Source organism: Lysobacter sp. Root690, assembly GCF_001427785.1.
In the GTDB taxonomy this organism is placed as follows: Bacteria; Pseudomonadota; Gammaproteobacteria; order Xanthomonadales; family Xanthomonadaceae; genus Lysobacter.
Genome location: NZ_LMHM01000016.1, coordinates 826,107 through 839,528 on the forward strand (window position 1 = coordinate 826,107; position 13,422 = coordinate 839,528).

Consider the following 13,422-nt stretch of genomic DNA (forward strand, 5'->3'; position numbering starts at 1 on the left):
CAGGTGGATCAAGGTCGGATCAAATTCGAGCAAAGTCGGGTCGAGCAACACGCATCGGCGGATCGGCGCTCAGAAAACGAAGGCCTGATCGCCCGGCCCCTGCGCTGCCACGGCCGCCGCCGGAGCGACGGGCGCGGGCTGCTGCGGGAGCGCTGCCGAAGCATTCATCGGCATGACTCTAACCGGCTGCGAGCTCTGAGCCTGAGACGCCATCCCCGCGCCGCCCATGGCCGCGACGCCTGCCGGCATTGCGGCGGGCATCATCGGCGCGGCCGCGAGCGGCTGGGCCACGGGCATCGTTGCAGCGGGTAACGTCATCTGAGGCATCGCCGCGGCCATCGGCTGGGAGGCGCTGACCGACGCCAGGCGCTGCGGACCCGACTGCCGGCCCGGCGCATAGGTGGCCGGAGCGACCGGATTGGCCGGGTTGACCGACGCCAGCGCCGAAGGCGCCTTTGTATCCTTGCGAGATGACTTGCCGATTACCGCGATGGCCTGAGCATCGGAATATGGCGTCGCTCCCCTGTTGATCGACGCATAAATCTTTTGCACATATCCATGCCGGAAACCCGTGACGAAGTTCCCAGAGTAGTAACAGCTGAAGGATTTACCCCAATCCCCGCTGGAGCGGCCATAACATTCGGCCAGAATTTTTGAGCCTGCCTGAAGATTTGGGCAGACTTCGAATGCCTTTTCGTAACTGTCCAGGCCGTACTTGCCGAGGTTGTAACGATTGACCTGAGCGACGCCCAGAGAAAAGTTGTAACCGCGGCGCTCAAGCATGCGCACGGTCGAGACGGCTTCGGCGAGATTTTGCGGCTGGCGCACCAGGCGACCGCCCACGACGCCAATCGCAAACGGATTGAACGAGGACTCCACGCGCACGACGTGGTGCATGACTTCATTTGGAACTGCCAAGCCCGGGCAGTTCATCAACTCTATTCCGGGCAACATTCCGTGATCCCCCCGTGCCAACCGTTGCGCCGATCCCTGTGAACATCCGCAGAAAGATGGGGTTGCAAACAGTTGGATCGACGCAGCAATGATTCATCTAGCAGCAAGCAATGTCAATGAGTATGCACACTTACGTCACAGTTCGCAGCGTTTTGGGCACCTGAACTCATTCACTGTGTGACCGCTCAGGATTGAAGTCGATGCCGGTGATGTAGCGCCTGCCCGCATGCGCCTTGATGTGCACCAAGATATCGATGGTCATCATCAACAAGCGCTTGATCACCCCGAACTCCAGCCCCGACCCCTCGTTCGATGCCTTCACCATCAACGCCAACTGATCCCACGTCTGCGCGGTACTGCCGGCGTGGCAACTGGTGATCGATCCTGGATGGCCCGAGGCGCAGTTACGAATGAAGTAGAACGATTCGTCGCCGCGCAACTCGGCCAGGATGATCCGGTCGGGCTTCATGCGAAGACAGGCTTCCATGCAGCTCTTGGCCGTGATGTTGCTGGTACTTTGTCCACCTTTCGAATAGAGCAAGTGCACGACATTGGGCTGCGTGATGAACAACTCGCGCGCGTCCTCGATCGTCACCAGCCGCTCTTCTTCCGGAATGTGGTTCACCAGCGACTTCATGAAGGTGGTCTTGCCGCTGCCGGTGGCGCCGGACACGACCACGTTCTTCTTGTACTGCACCGCCTTCTTGAAGAACTCGGCGTAATTGCGCTGCGCGCGCAGCTCCAGCAGCTCGCGGTCGTGTTCGCTCAGGACGTGGGTCTGCTCCAGGATCTCGTTGAAGAACCCATCTTCCTGGTACTGCTGCAAGGTCTTGCTGTGCTTGGACGGCAACCGGATCGTGATCGAGACCTTGCCCGGATCGCAGGCAGGCGGAATCACGAACTGCGCGCGCTGTCCGGTCGGAAAGGTCAGGGAGACCACCGGGTCGGCATCGGTGATGCGCTGCCCGGTGTTGCTCTCGTTGACGACCGCGGTACAGAACTGCCGGGCCCGCTCGAAGGTCAGGCTCGGCACTTCCAGGCGGTTCCAGCCGGAGCGAGTCTCCAGATAGAGCTCGCCCGGCCGGTTGATGCAGATTTCCGTGACATCCGGAGAGCTCATGTACTCCAGGATGCCCAACACCTGGTACTGGTACTCCAGGAAGGCGTTGGAAACTTGCGCGATCGGTGAATTATCGGCGTCCATCTCAAGCTACCGCTGCTGCAATCGACATCACCTGAGGACCGACGAGAAGTCGACATCCTTGGCGACATAGATGTTCACGACGGTGCCCTGGTTGATGGTCACGGTCGGCGGACGGTTGATGCTCTTGTCCAACGCCTGGTTGGCCAAACGCTCCATCGCCTCGGCGGTGTTGCTCTCGTACGGGGTCTGCACCAGGTTGCCGCTGTTGGTCACCGTGCTCGTCTCCGGACCGTTCTTGGCCGCGGCGTACTTGAACGCGTCACTGATCAGGCTGATCAGCAGCGCCGAGGCGATGCGGCTGCCCCAGTGCGCGTTGTAGTCGCCCGGATGACCGGCGCCGCCGAGGTTGTCGATACCCGGGCTGGCCATGTTGACGTCGATGCCGTTCGGCGTGGTGATGCGATCCCAGATCACCGACACGCGCGGGCCGTTGATGTTGTCGCTCTGATAGCGACCCGAGACCTTCGAACCCTTCGGCAGCAGCAGACGGCGACCGTTGATCGAATAGGTCGGTTCGGTGACCACGCACGAGGTGAAGCCCGGCAGGTCGGTGACGATGCGGGTTTCCATGACGCAACGGATGTAGGTGCCGCGCACCAGCAAGGTGTCGGGGTTGTAGATCGGCTGCGCGCTGGTGGCCTTTTCCTTATCCTCCTGCGGACGCGCCGGGCCCTGGCCGTTGGCGGCCATCATGGCCTGGGCATAGGCTTCGGGCGACATCACGCCGGGCGGCAGGCTGCCACCACCACTACCGCCACCGCCTTCGCCACCACCGCCCTCGCCCGAGATGCGGCGTTCGAGCAGGCTCGGACCGCGCTTGACCGGCTCCATCTGCTCCGGCGGCGGCATCGGCATCGGCGGCGGGGCCTGATCGACCACTGGCAACGGCGGCATGCCGGCCAGCGGATCGACCGGCAACGGCGGCGGATCGGCCACGGTCTTGGGCAGGTCGGGAATATTGACCACTTCCTCTTCGACCTTCGGCTTCTTGTCTTCGCCGGACGTCGCCGCGTTGAACATCCACAGCGCGGCCACGATCAACAGCAGCACGATGCCGCCGAGGAACAGCAACGCCTTGCGATTGAGACGCTGCACGTCGGAGGACTTCAGCGTGGGCGCGTTGGCATCCAGGTCCGGCGCCGGGCCGGTGGCCTGCTGGCCGTAATAAGGATTCGCGCCGGCGTAGCCGTAGCTGCTGTTGTTTTCCGGAGTGCCGCCGGACTCTTCCGGGTTACCCGGCTGATTGGGAGGTAGGTTCTGGCTCATTTCTGCTTCTTCCTGCGCAGACCGACGACGTTGTTGCCGTGACGGATGATCAAGTAGGGATAGGTGCCATGAACCACGAGCGTGTTGCCTTCCACCGTGGTGTTGACCACGAAGTCTTCGCTGCCTTCACGTTCGCGGCCGAACACGGCCGGAAAGTTGCCGGTCGGCAGATCCTTCACGCCGTTGATCTTGATGTAGGTGAACTGACCGTCGTCGTAGACGTTGGTCGGCACCAGCCACGACTGCTTCTTGCGGCTCGAGAACTGGTAATCGAAGTTGTAGACGCGGCCCTTGTCGAGGGTGGTGTTCAACTCGGGAACCGGTTCGGCCTTGGTTTCCTTCGCGCCGGAGAACTCGGTGCCGTTGGGATACACGAACTTGATCTTGTACTGCACGCCGGCCTGCTTGGCCTGCTCGAGCACGCGCCAGTCGGTCGCCACGACCTTCAACTCCAGGATGTAGGAGTGGGTGGTCGTGCGGATCATCATGTTGGTGTCGACGTCGACGTTCTTCGGCTTGATGTAGAAGACGTTGTCGCGACGGCTCATGTCCCAGCCGGAGCTGAAACCGGTGCTGTAGTCGAGGATGTTCTCGCTCGGGCTCAGTTCGATCTGAGTGGTGATGCCGAGGCCCGTGCGCACCGGATAGATGCGGTTGGCTTCGTATTCGTACTCTTGGATCACCTGGGCCGAGGCAGGTAGTGCGAGGCCGGAAACCGCCAGGAACAACAGGGCGGCCAGGCGATGTTTACGCAGGCAGTTCATCGGTTGCTGACTCCATTCGCATTGCCAGTCGGTGCAGGTGCCGCAGCCGGCTGTTGCGGCTGCTGGGCGGGGTTGGTGGGAAGCGGCGCGGCCTGCGGCGGCGCGGTGCCCGGCGGATACGCCGCGGGCGCGCCTGCCGGAGGCGCGGTGCCTGCCGGAGGCGCCGTGCCAGGCGGAACCGTGCCAGGCGGATAGGCGGCCGGCGGCGGCGCGGTACCCGGCGGGTAAGCGGCCGGATTGGCGGCGTCGGGCGAGACCGCGCCGGGCTGCTGCGGATAGGCCGCGGCGGGCGTCTGCGTGGGCATCGCGTTGGGCGGCAAGGCCGGCGCGGCGGCGTAGTCGTTGTCGACGCGATAGCCGGTGACCTGGAAGCCGAGCGGATTGAGGACGCGATTGATCTCGTCCATCTTCAGGTTCGACTTGTAGGTGAACTCGATCGTGGCGATCTTGCTGTCCAGCGGCGTGTTGTCGCCGCTTTCCTTGTTGTACAGGCTGCGCTGGAAGCGCACCGTCGCCACCTTCGGACCGGGACCGGTATCCATCGCATCGGCCGCGAGCTGGATGCTCAACAGCTTGACTCGCAGAGTCTTGGTCTTGCCGTAAACGGTGATCGGATTGGCCAGATTGGTCGAGCCGAACAACTGCTGATAGGCGGTGGCGACCTGCGGGCTGCCCATCGCGAACACCGTAGCCCAGTCGCGCTCACCGATCTGCGAGTAGTCGTAGGACTCACGCGCCATGATGAAGTGCGAGATGTTGCTCTTGTTGAGCGCCTCGCTGGTGGTGACGCTGGGATTGGCGAAGTCGTCGCGCAGGCGCGCGACCGTCGCGGTACCGGTGTAAGCGTCGGCCATGACCAGGTACGGCACCTTCTCCTTGAGCGGCAGGAAGTAGAAATAACCGCCGGCCAGGATCAGCGACATGATCAACGAGCCGAATGCGACGAGCCACGCGCGCTTCTCGCTGCGCCTGGCGATGTCGGCGACGGTGACCTCGTAGTTCACCGCCTTGGAGACGGCGTTCTCGACCGCCGGAGTTACGGGCTTTTTTCCGAACATCTATGCTGCATCCATAACGATGGAATCGTTGCCGGCGACGCGGCATGCCTGCGCATGCCGGGACTCGTCGCCTGTGCGGGCCGGCTTGCGCCGTTCGAGGATCAACGCGACGGACCGGAGGCTTGCGCCAGGGTCGCGGCCGGCAGCGCGGCCGGATCGGCGGCGTTGGCGGACGGCGAATGCGGCTGCGACGGCTCGCTCTTGGGCGCATGCGCGGACTTGGATGCGGCGTCGACCGCGGGCGTATCGTTGCCGGCCGCCGGCGCCGCCGAAACGGCCGAGCGCACCACGATCTGCTCGCCTTCGCGCGCGATCACCACGCCGTGTCCGGCATAGGCCGAATTGAGCTGCGAAATCGCGTCCGGCAGGCTGGTGGTGTGGATCTGCGACACCGCCTGATGCAGGGTGAAATCCGAATAGTGCTGGTAATCCAGCTTCATGTTCGAATCCTGGGTCCAGCGCGTCAGCATCGCCTTCAAGGTGCCGTCCATCGGCGAGGGATAGAAGACGTAGGACTGATGAAGCGGAATTTCGTTGGGCGCTTCGGAATACCGGTTGACCGGCTTCCAGCGGCCGCCGAAATCCGGCGCGGGCCTTGTGGCGCACCCGGCCAGCGCAACGGCCAGCAGGATCGCGATCCACAAACGAGGGCTGGTTGCAGTTAGTTGTCTCACGCGTTCCCCGGCTAAGTAATGTACTGACGCACGATAGGACCCGAAGCGGTCGTCGGCTGCGACTGGCCCGGCCAGCACGCTGCGACGGACCTCGTCGCGGTCATTGTTTGAAATGAGGTGACCGGAAAGATATCGGTCGAAATGAGACGTCGGACACCTTTGCAAAAGAGACGCGCAACACGTCATCCCTTTTAGCGCCGGGTCGCGACTTTCTTGCCATGCCGGAAATGCGGCACGCGCTGATCGTTCTGTCCATGAACTCCCCCTACAGCCACGGTTATACCGTCGAACGAGCGTCTGACGACACTCGTAGACGAAGATTAGACCGAAGTCAAAGCATTCGGCAAGTAGTTGTGCAAAAAAAGTGCAAAATCGAGTTGCGGGTTACAGCCGTAACAAACGCTCGATCGCCGCGTCCAAGGTCGCTTCGTTCTTCGCGAAACACAGTCGCGCCAGACGTTGTCCGGCCGGCGGCGACTCGTAGAACGGCGACAGCGGGATCGCGGCGACGCCCTTGTCTACTGTGAGCCAACGACAGAACGCGGCATCGTCGAGATCGCTGACGCCTGAGTAATCGATCAGTTGGAAATAGCCGCCCGGCACCGGCAGCGGCTTGAGCGCGGTGGTCAATAATTGATCACGGAAGCGATCGCGCTTGGCCTCGTAGAAGGCCCCCAGCCCCTCGTAATGCTCCGGTTCGGCCTCGATCATCTCGGCGAACGCCCATTGAGCCGGGGCGAAACTGCAAAAGCTATTGTACTGATGGACTTTGCGCAGTTCGGCCGACAAGGCCGGCGGTGCGATGCAGTAACCAATTTTCCAGCCGGTGCAGTGGTAGGTCTTGCCGAAGCTCGACACCACGAAGGCACGCTCGCGCAGGTGCGGATAGCGCAGCACCGATTCGTGGCGGCGGCCGTCGAACACGATGTGTTCGTAGACTTCGTCCGACAACAACCAGATGCCGGTGTCGGCGAGCAGTTCGCCCAGGCGGGCGATGTCGTCGGCGTCGAACATCGCGCCGGACGGGTTGTGCGGCGAGTTGATCATCAGCAGGCGGGTGTTCGGCGTGACCGCCGCGCGCACCCGATCCCAATCGACGGCGAAGGTCCGCGGGTCCAGCGGCACATGCACCGCGCGGCCGCCGGCCAGGTCGATCGCCGGCTCGTAGCTGTCGTAGCACGGGTCGAGCACGATCACTTCCTCGCCCGGACGCACCACCGCCTGGACCGCGTCGAAGATCGCCTCGCTGGCGCCGGAGACCACGGTGACCTCGGCATCGGCGTCGGGCCGGTAGCCGTAGCAACGCTCGGTCTTGGCGGCGATGGCCTGACGCAGCGCCGGGATGCCGGTCATCGGCGCGTACTGATTCTTGCCTTCGCGCATGGCCCGGCCCAGCGCATCGATCAGGCGCACGGGCACGTCGAAATCCGGAAAGCCCTGACCGAGGTTGACCGCCTGGTGTTCGGCGGCGAGCTGCGACATCACGGTGAAGATGGTGGTGCCGACTTTCGGCAGCTTGGTGGTCAGGGTCATGGGTCGGGCACGTGATCGCGATCGGACCGGGAAGTGTACGAAATCCGTGTTGCAGGTCGTTAGACCGTTGCGGTCGGCGGCAATGACGCGGCGGCATATCTATATATGTCTATATGACGGTGGCAAGACAGCGCATGCGATCGGCGGCGCGCCCGCCCGTCGGCAGGATTTGCACTGCCCGCGTGGCGCCGCGACACTGCGCGCATGCGCGAACTGCAGGTGCTCGACGCCGCCGAACTGGCGATCGCCTACGCCGCCGCCGACTACGCGGTCGCGCTGGATGGCGATGCCCTGCCCTTGCGCGTGGGCCGGCCGGCAGCCGACCTGGAAGCGTACTGGCCCGCCGCCGGCTACGTGTTCATGACCGCGTGGAACCCCGCGTCCGAGCCGCACTCCGACAGCGCCAACCGTGCCGCCGACGAACGCCTGGTCGCGCGGCTGGACGCGGTCGGCGTGCAACGCCATGCCGCCTGGGCCGAGGACGTCGCTGGACAGTGGCGCGAACCGGGCTGGTTGCTGGCCGGTCTCGACGATGCCGCGGCCAACGCGCTCGCGCGCGAGTTCGGCCAGGCCGGCGTGCTGGCCTGGCGACGCGGCGAACCGGTGCGGCTGCGCATGCTGATCGATCGTCCGCGCCATGCCGGGCCGGCCGCGCACACCGACTGGGTCGGTGCCTGACCGGATCGTGCCTGACCAAGCCGGCCGGCGAACAGACAATCAGCAGCAAGAGTGAGGAGCGAGCCGCGCAGTCGCATAGACTGCCCGCTTCGCGGCCCGACCCGCCGCCCGCTTGCGACCGATGACTCCACTAGAACGTACCGCTCCGCCCCTGCTCGAAGCCCGCGGCCTGCGCTTCGCGCGCAACGACGAACCCGTGTTCGGACCGCTCGACTTCGCCGTCGACGCCGGCGAAGCCTTGCTCGTGCAGGGCGACAACGGCGCCGGCAAGACCACCTTGTTGCGCGTGCTGGCCGGCCTGCTGCGCGCCGACGACGGCCGGATCGACATCGACGGGCAACCGTCGGACGCCTCGCGCCGGGCGCGCGCGATCGCCTACCTCGGCCACCTGCCGGGCCTGAAGGCCGACTTGAGCGCGCTGGAGAATCTGAATTTCCTGTGCGGCCTGCAGGGACGTCGCCGCAGCCAGTTGCCCGAGAACGCGCTGGCCATCGTCGGCCTGGGCGGTTACGACGACGCGCTGGCGCGACAGTTGTCGGCCGGACAGAAGAAGCGGCTGTCGCTGGCGCGGTTGTGGATGTCGCCGGCGCCGCTGTGGTTGCTCGATGAGCCGTACGCGAACCTCGACCTGGAAGGCATCGAACTGGTCAACCGCATGGTCCAGGCGCATCTGCGCGAGGGCGGCGCCGCGTTGGTGACCACCCACGGCGCCTACGCCGCGCCGCCGGTGCGCACGCGCATGCTGGTGCTGCGACGCGCGGCCATGGAGGCCAGCGCATGAGCGTACGGCAACGCAATCCCGGCGCCGGCGCGGCGACGCCCGGTTTGATCGGTTCGGCGCGCGCCTTGCTCGCGCGCGATCTGCGCCTGCTGTGGCGCCGCCGTGGCGATGCGCTGCAACCGGCGCTGTTCGCCCTGCTGGTGGTGGTGCTGTTCGCGCTCGCCCTCGGCGGCGAGAAGCAGGCGCTGTCGAAGGTCGCCGCCGCGGTGCTGTGGCTGGCGTCGCTGCTGGCCGGGCTGCTCGCGCTCGACACCTTGTTCCGCGGCGACGCCGAGGACGGCTCGCTGGAGCAATGGATGCTGGCGCCGGTGCCGCTGGGCTGGCTGGTCGCGGTGCGCACCTTCACCCATTGGGCCACCACCTCCCTGCCCTTGCTGATCGCCACCCCGTTCCTGGCCGAACTGCTGTACCTGCCGCGCGAGCAATTGCCGGTGCTGCTGGCCTCGCTCGCGCTGGGCACGCCTTTGCTGAGTCTGCTCGGCGCGGTGGTCGCCGCGCTGACGGTCGGGATGCGGCGCTCTGGTATCCTTGTGGCCCTGCTGGCACTGCCGTTATACGTTCCGGTGCTGGTCTTCGGCGCGGGCAGCGTGGCCCGCTCGGCCCAGGGACTGGACCCGGTAGGCGCGTTGCTGTTGCTGGCCGCCGGGCTGGTGGTGGCGCTGCTGCTGGCACCGCTGGCCGCCGCCGCCGCGATCCGCATCGCGCTGAGCTGACGGCGCCGGCGGCTCGCGTTGCGAAGCACCAGGCAGGACGCGTAAGCAGGACCCAGTAGCAGACCGAACCCGTGCGCGACAGCCCGGCTGTCGCGCTCAACCGTCCAGGCCGCCCGGCGACCCAGACCTCGAGACCTTCGAACGAACCACTGAATGAATCCACTCGTCCGCTGGTTCCACCAACTCGGCTCGCCGCCTACCTTCGACCGCTTCGCCGCGCGTTGGGCGCCGTGGGCGTATGGTCTCGGCCTGCTGGTGATGGCGTGGGGTCTGTACGGCGCGTTGTTCCAGGTGCCGGCCGATTACCAGCAGAAGGACAGCTTCCGCATTCTGTACGTCCATGTGCCCAGCGCGTGGATGAGCCTGGCCGTGTTCGGGCTGATGGCGTTCTATGCCGCGATCGCGCTGATCTGGCGGATCAAGCTGTGCGAAATCCTGGCCATGGCCTGCGCGCCGATCGGCGCCGGTTTCACCGTGATCACCCTGGCCACCGGTTCGATCTGGGGCAAGCCGATGTGGGGCACCTGGTGGGACTGGGACCCGCGCCTGACCACCGAGCTGATCCTGCTGTTTTTGTACCTGGGCGTGATCGGCCTGTACCAGGCGATCGACGACCGTCGCGCCGCCGCGCGCGCGGCCGGCCTGCTGGCGATCGTCGGCGTCGCCCTGCTGCCGGTGATCCGCTATTCGGTGGTGTGGTGGAACTCGCTGCACCAGGGTCAGACCATCAGCCTGTTCGGCAAGTCGAGCATGGACCCCAGCATGATGGCGCCGCTGATCTGGATGATCGTCGGCACCAAGCTGTGGTTTATCGGCGCGCTGCTGGTGCGCGCGCGCGCCGACAACCTGCGCCGCGAACAGGGCAAGGCCTGGGTCGCACAACTGGCCGGCGTGGCGAATCCTCAGGAGCTCCGCTGATGGAATACCGCAATTACCTCATCGCTGCCTACGCAGTGTTCTTCATCGTGCTGGGCTGGGATTTCTTCGCCAGCCAGTGGCAGGTCCGTCGCGAACTGCGCCAGGCGCGCAAGCGCGCGGCGCGCGACGCGGCACGCAGCACCCCCAGTGAGTTGAGCCGATGAATCCCACCCGTCGCCGTCGCCTGTTGTGGGTGCTGGGCCTGGTCGCCGCCGCCGGTGTCGCCACCGCGCTGGTCGCCACCGCCTTGCAGCGCAATGTCGCCTATCTGTACACGCCCAGCGAAATTCTGCGTGGCGATGCCAGCGAACGCGCGCGCTTCCGCCTCGGCGGGATGGTCGCGGAGGGTTCGTTCAAGCGCGCGTCGGGTTCGATGGACGCGCATTTCAGCGTCACCGACGGCGATGCGCTGATGCCGGTGGTTTACACCGGCATCCTGCCAGACCTGTTCCGCGAGAAGCAGGCGGTGGTCGCGACTGGTCGCATGCAGGGCGGTACGTTCGTCGCCGAGGAGATTCTGGCCAAGCACGACGAGACGTATATGCCCAAGGAAGTCGCCGACAAGATGGGGCAGGCGCATAAGAAGCATGATGTCGCGGCGCCGGGTGGCGTGGAGCCTGCGCGTTGAGTTATTTCGCGCGTGGAGCAAGAGCAAATCCCTCCTGCCCCCCTTTTTTAAAGGGGGGAACAGCACGGGTGGATGGGGGTTTCGCGCTTGAGTCGGATTACCGCATAGCGATCCGATCGCTGGTCGTCTCATCGAAGCCCGCTTGTCTTCCCCCTTTGCAAAAGGGGGACCGAGGGGGATTCGCTTTTGCTTTTGCTTTTGCTTTTGCTTTTGCTTTTGCTTTTGCTTTTGCTGTCGCCCTCCAGGATCCAAATCGCGTCATGAATCACAAGGCGATCGCCCATGCTGCCTGAACTCGGCCAGATCGCCCTGATCCTCGCCCTGCTGATCTCGGTCCTGCAGACCGTGCTGCCGCTGCTCGGCGCGCACCGCGGCATCGAGCCGTGGATGGCGATCGCGCGGCCGGCCGCGTATTCGCAATTGCTGCTGGTCGGCTTCGCCTTTGTGCTGCTGACCCATGCCTTCGTCAACCAGGATTTCTCGCTGCGCTACGTCGCCGAGAACAGCAACACCCTGCTGCCGGTGCTGTACCGCTATTCCGCGGTGTGGGGCGCGCATGAAGGCTCGCTGCTGATGTGGGCGCTGGTGCTCGCACTGTGGACCGGCGCGGTAGCGTGGTTCTCCAAGTCGCTGCCGTCGCAGGTGATCGCGCGCGTGCTCGGGGTGATGGGCGTGATCAGCGTCGGCTTCCTGGCGTTCCTGATCTTCACCAGCAACCCGTTCGCGCGCCTGCTGCCGGCGGTGGCCGAAGGCCGCGACCTCAATCCGCTGCTGCAGGACCCGGGCCTGATCATCCATCCGCCGATGCTGTACATCGGCTACGTCGGTTTCAGCGTGCCGTTCGCGTTCGCGATCGCCGCGCTGCTCGACGGCAAGGTCGACGCGCGCTGGCTGCGCTGGACCCGGCCGTGGACCAACGTCGCCTGGGCCTTCCTGACCCTCGGCATCGCCCTGGGTTCGTGGTGGGCGTATTACGAATTGGGCTGGGGCGGCTGGTGGTTCTGGGACCCGGTCGAGAACGCCAGCTTCATGCCGTGGCTGGCCGGCGCGGCGCTGATTCACTCGCAGGCGGTCACCGAAAAACGCGGCAGCTTCCGCGGCTGGACCTTGTTGCTCGCGATCGCCGCGTTTTCGCTGTCGCTGCTCGGCACGTTCCTGGTTCGCTCCGGCGTGTTGACCAGCGTGCATGCCTTCGCCGCCGATCCTTCGCGCGGGCTGTTCGTGCTGATCTTCCTCGGCATCGTGATCGGTGGTTCGCTGCTGCTGTACGCGCTGCGCGCGCCGTCGGGCGAGGAAAACGCCGGCAAGCCGTTCGAACTGATGTCGCGCGAGACCCTGTTGCTGGGCAACAACCTGCTGCTGGCGACCGCGTGCGCGATGGTTTTGCTCGGCACCTTGTACCCCTTGCTCGCCGATGCGCTGGACCTGGGCAAGATCTCGGTCGGCCCGCCCTACTTCGCGCTGATGTTCGTGCTGCTGATGACGCCGCTGGTGTTGCTGCTGCCGTTCGGCCCGCTGTTCCGCTGGCAGCGCGAACAGGCCTCGCGCCCGCTGGCGATGCTGATTCCGTGGGCCGGGCTTGCGCTCGGCGCCGCCATCGCCGCGTATTTCCTGGCGCCGCAGAGTCCGCTCAAGGTCGCCGCGGGTGTCGGCGGCGCGGTCTGGGTCGCGGCCGGCACATTGCGCTTCGTGTGGACGCGCGTGCGCGGCAAGGGCAATGCCTTCACCGCCGAAATGCTCGGCATGACCCTGGCCCATCTGGGCGTGGCGGTGTTCCTGATCGGCGCCTTGCTGGTCGAAGGCCTGAGCGTGCAGCGCGAAGTCGCGCTGGCGCCGGGCAAGAGCCTGGAACTGGGCCGCTATTCGTTCCGCTTCGACAGCGTCAAGCACAGCGTCGGGCCGAATTACGAAGCCGACTACGGCACCGTCACGGTATTCGACGGCGGCGAACTGCTGACCGTGATGCATCCGGAAAAACGCGCCTACGCCAGCGGTGGCCAGGTTCTGACCGAAGCCGCGCTCGCGCCGGGCATCACCCGCGATCTGTACGTGGCGCTCGGCGAACCGCTCGGCGGCGGCGCGTGGGCGGTGCGGGTCCACATCAAGCCGTTCGTGCGCTGGGTCTGGCTGGGCGCGTTGCTGATGATGCTGGGCGGCCTGGTGGCGGCGACCGATCGGCGCTTCCGGCCGAAGCTCGCGCCCGAACCCAAACGCGCCGAGCCCGATCCGTTTGAGTTCGCGCTGGCCGATG

General features: G+C 65.4%; 12 protein-coding genes and 2 pseudogenes. 7 read left to right on the forward strand and 7 right to left on the reverse strand.

The window, feature by feature from the left end; translation table 11 throughout:
* Nucleotides 1-69: 69 nt before the first annotated feature.
* The 7 genes and pseudogenes from ASD86_RS20455 to ASD86_RS20485 all read right to left on the reverse strand — a co-directional run bounded on the left by ASD86_RS20455 (nt 70) and on the right by ASD86_RS20485 (nt 7,453).
* Entirely contained in the window at nt 70-942 is an 873-nt protein-coding gene (locus tag ASD86_RS20455; RefSeq protein ID WP_200957283.1) for a lytic transglycosylase domain-containing protein, read from the reverse strand.
* Nucleotides 943-1,120: 178 nt separating this feature from the next.
* The gene (gene virB11 / locus ASD86_RS20460; protein ID WP_036103029.1) at nt 1,121-2,158 is read right to left on the reverse strand and encodes a P-type DNA transfer ATPase VirB11; all 1,038 of its coding nucleotides are present in this window, start codon (nt 2,156-2,158) and stop codon (nt 1,121-1,123) included.
* 27 nt (nt 2,159-2,185) lie between these two features.
* Nucleotides 2,186-3,424, reverse strand: coding sequence for a TrbI/VirB10 family protein (locus tag ASD86_RS20465; protein ID WP_056114990.1), 1,239 nt, complete (start codon nt 3,422-3,424; stop codon nt 2,186-2,188).
* Nucleotides 3,421-4,188, reverse strand: coding sequence for a TrbG/VirB9 family P-type conjugative transfer protein (locus ASD86_RS20470; RefSeq protein WP_056114994.1), 768 nt, complete (start codon nt 4,186-4,188; stop codon nt 3,421-3,423). The genes ASD86_RS20465 and ASD86_RS20470 overlap by 4 nt, the downstream gene beginning before the upstream one ends.
* Nucleotides 4,185-5,246, reverse strand: coding sequence for a type IV secretion system protein (locus ASD86_RS20475; RefSeq protein ID WP_056114998.1), 1,062 nt, complete (start codon nt 5,244-5,246; stop codon nt 4,185-4,187). Before ASD86_RS20475 ends, ASD86_RS20470 begins: the two co-directional genes overlap by 4 nt.
* Before the next feature lie 281 nt (nt 5,247-5,527).
* Nucleotides 5,528-5,890: pseudogene (locus ASD86_RS20480) on the reverse strand (hypothetical protein); the annotation flags it as partial.
* Between the two features lie 414 nt (nt 5,891-6,304).
* Complete coding sequence (locus ASD86_RS20485) at nt 6,305-7,453, reverse strand: pyridoxal phosphate-dependent aminotransferase (RefSeq protein ID WP_056114999.1); 1,149 nt, start codon at nt 7,451-7,453, stop codon at nt 6,305-6,307.
* Between the two features lie 204 nt (nt 7,454-7,657).
* Between ASD86_RS20485 and ASD86_RS20490 the strand changes: the two genes are divergently transcribed.
* From ASD86_RS20490 to ASD86_RS20520, 7 genes and pseudogenes are all read left to right on the forward strand, one after another.
* Entirely contained in the window at nt 7,658-8,131 is a 474-nt protein-coding gene (locus tag ASD86_RS20490) for a DUF3293 domain-containing protein (RefSeq protein ID WP_056115002.1), read from the forward strand.
* A 121-nt stretch (nt 8,132-8,252) separates the two neighbouring features.
* Nucleotides 8,253-8,912: a heme ABC exporter ATP-binding protein CcmA gene (gene ccmA, locus ASD86_RS20495; RefSeq protein ID WP_056115006.1), complete on the forward strand. Its 660-nt coding sequence runs from the start codon at nt 8,253-8,255 to the stop codon at nt 8,910-8,912.
* Nucleotides 8,909-9,625 carry a heme exporter protein CcmB gene (gene ccmB / locus ASD86_RS20500; protein ID WP_056115009.1) on the forward strand — a complete coding sequence of 239 codons (717 nt, stop codon included), beginning with the start codon at nt 8,909-8,911 and terminating at the stop codon, nt 9,623-9,625. Before ccmA ends, ccmB begins: the two co-directional genes overlap by 4 nt.
* 153 nt (nt 9,626-9,778) lie before the next feature.
* A complete protein-coding gene (ccmC, locus tag ASD86_RS20505) occupies nt 9,779-10,543 on the forward strand; it encodes a heme ABC transporter permease CcmC (protein WP_056115012.1) in 765 nt (254 codons plus the stop codon).
* A complete protein-coding gene (gene ccmD / locus ASD86_RS20510) occupies nt 10,543-10,707 on the forward strand; it encodes a heme exporter protein CcmD (protein ID WP_056115014.1) in 165 nt (54 codons plus the stop codon). The genes ccmC and ccmD overlap by 1 nt, the downstream gene beginning before the upstream one ends.
* Nucleotides 10,704-11,171 carry a cytochrome c maturation protein CcmE gene (gene ccmE, locus ASD86_RS20515; RefSeq protein WP_046656477.1) on the forward strand — a complete coding sequence of 156 codons (468 nt, stop codon included), beginning with the start codon at nt 10,704-10,706 and terminating at the stop codon, nt 11,169-11,171. The genes ccmD and ccmE overlap by 4 nt, the downstream gene beginning before the upstream one ends.
* A gap of 282 nt (nt 11,172-11,453) precedes the next feature.
* Nucleotides 11,454-13,358: pseudogene (locus tag ASD86_RS20520) on the forward strand (heme lyase CcmF/NrfE family subunit); the annotation flags it as partial.
* Nucleotides 13,359-13,422: the final 64 nt, after the last annotated feature.

Coding starts and splice junctions, on each gene's coding strand:
- virB11 (WP_036103029.1), bottom strand. CDS start 2,158: ATGGACGCCGATAATTCACCGATCGCGCAAGTTTCCAACGCCTTCCTG.
- ASD86_RS20465 (WP_056114990.1), bottom strand. CDS start 3,424: ATGAGCCAGAACCTACCTCCCAATCAGCCGGGTAACCCGGAAGAGTCC.
- ASD86_RS20470 (WP_056114994.1), bottom strand. CDS start 4,188: ATGAACTGCCTGCGTAAACATCGCCTGGCCGCCCTGTTGTTCCTGGCG.
- ASD86_RS20475 (WP_056114998.1), bottom strand. CDS start 5,246: ATGTTCGGAAAAAAGCCCGTAACTCCGGCGGTCGAGAACGCCGTCTCC.
- ASD86_RS20485 (WP_056114999.1), bottom strand. CDS start 7,453: ATGACCCTGACCACCAAGCTGCCGAAAGTCGGCACCACCATCTTCACC.
- ASD86_RS20490 (WP_056115002.1), top strand. CDS start 7,658: ATGCGCGAACTGCAGGTGCTCGACGCCGCCGAACTGGCGATCGCCTAC.
- ccmA (WP_056115006.1), top strand. CDS start 8,253: ATGACTCCACTAGAACGTACCGCTCCGCCCCTGCTCGAAGCCCGCGGC.
- ccmB (WP_056115009.1), top strand. CDS start 8,909: ATGAGCGTACGGCAACGCAATCCCGGCGCCGGCGCGGCGACGCCCGGT.
- ccmC (WP_056115012.1), top strand. CDS start 9,779: ATGAATCCACTCGTCCGCTGGTTCCACCAACTCGGCTCGCCGCCTACC.
- ccmD (WP_056115014.1), top strand. CDS start 10,543: ATGGAATACCGCAATTACCTCATCGCTGCCTACGCAGTGTTCTTCATC.
- ccmE (WP_046656477.1), top strand. CDS start 10,704: ATGAATCCCACCCGTCGCCGTCGCCTGTTGTGGGTGCTGGGCCTGGTC.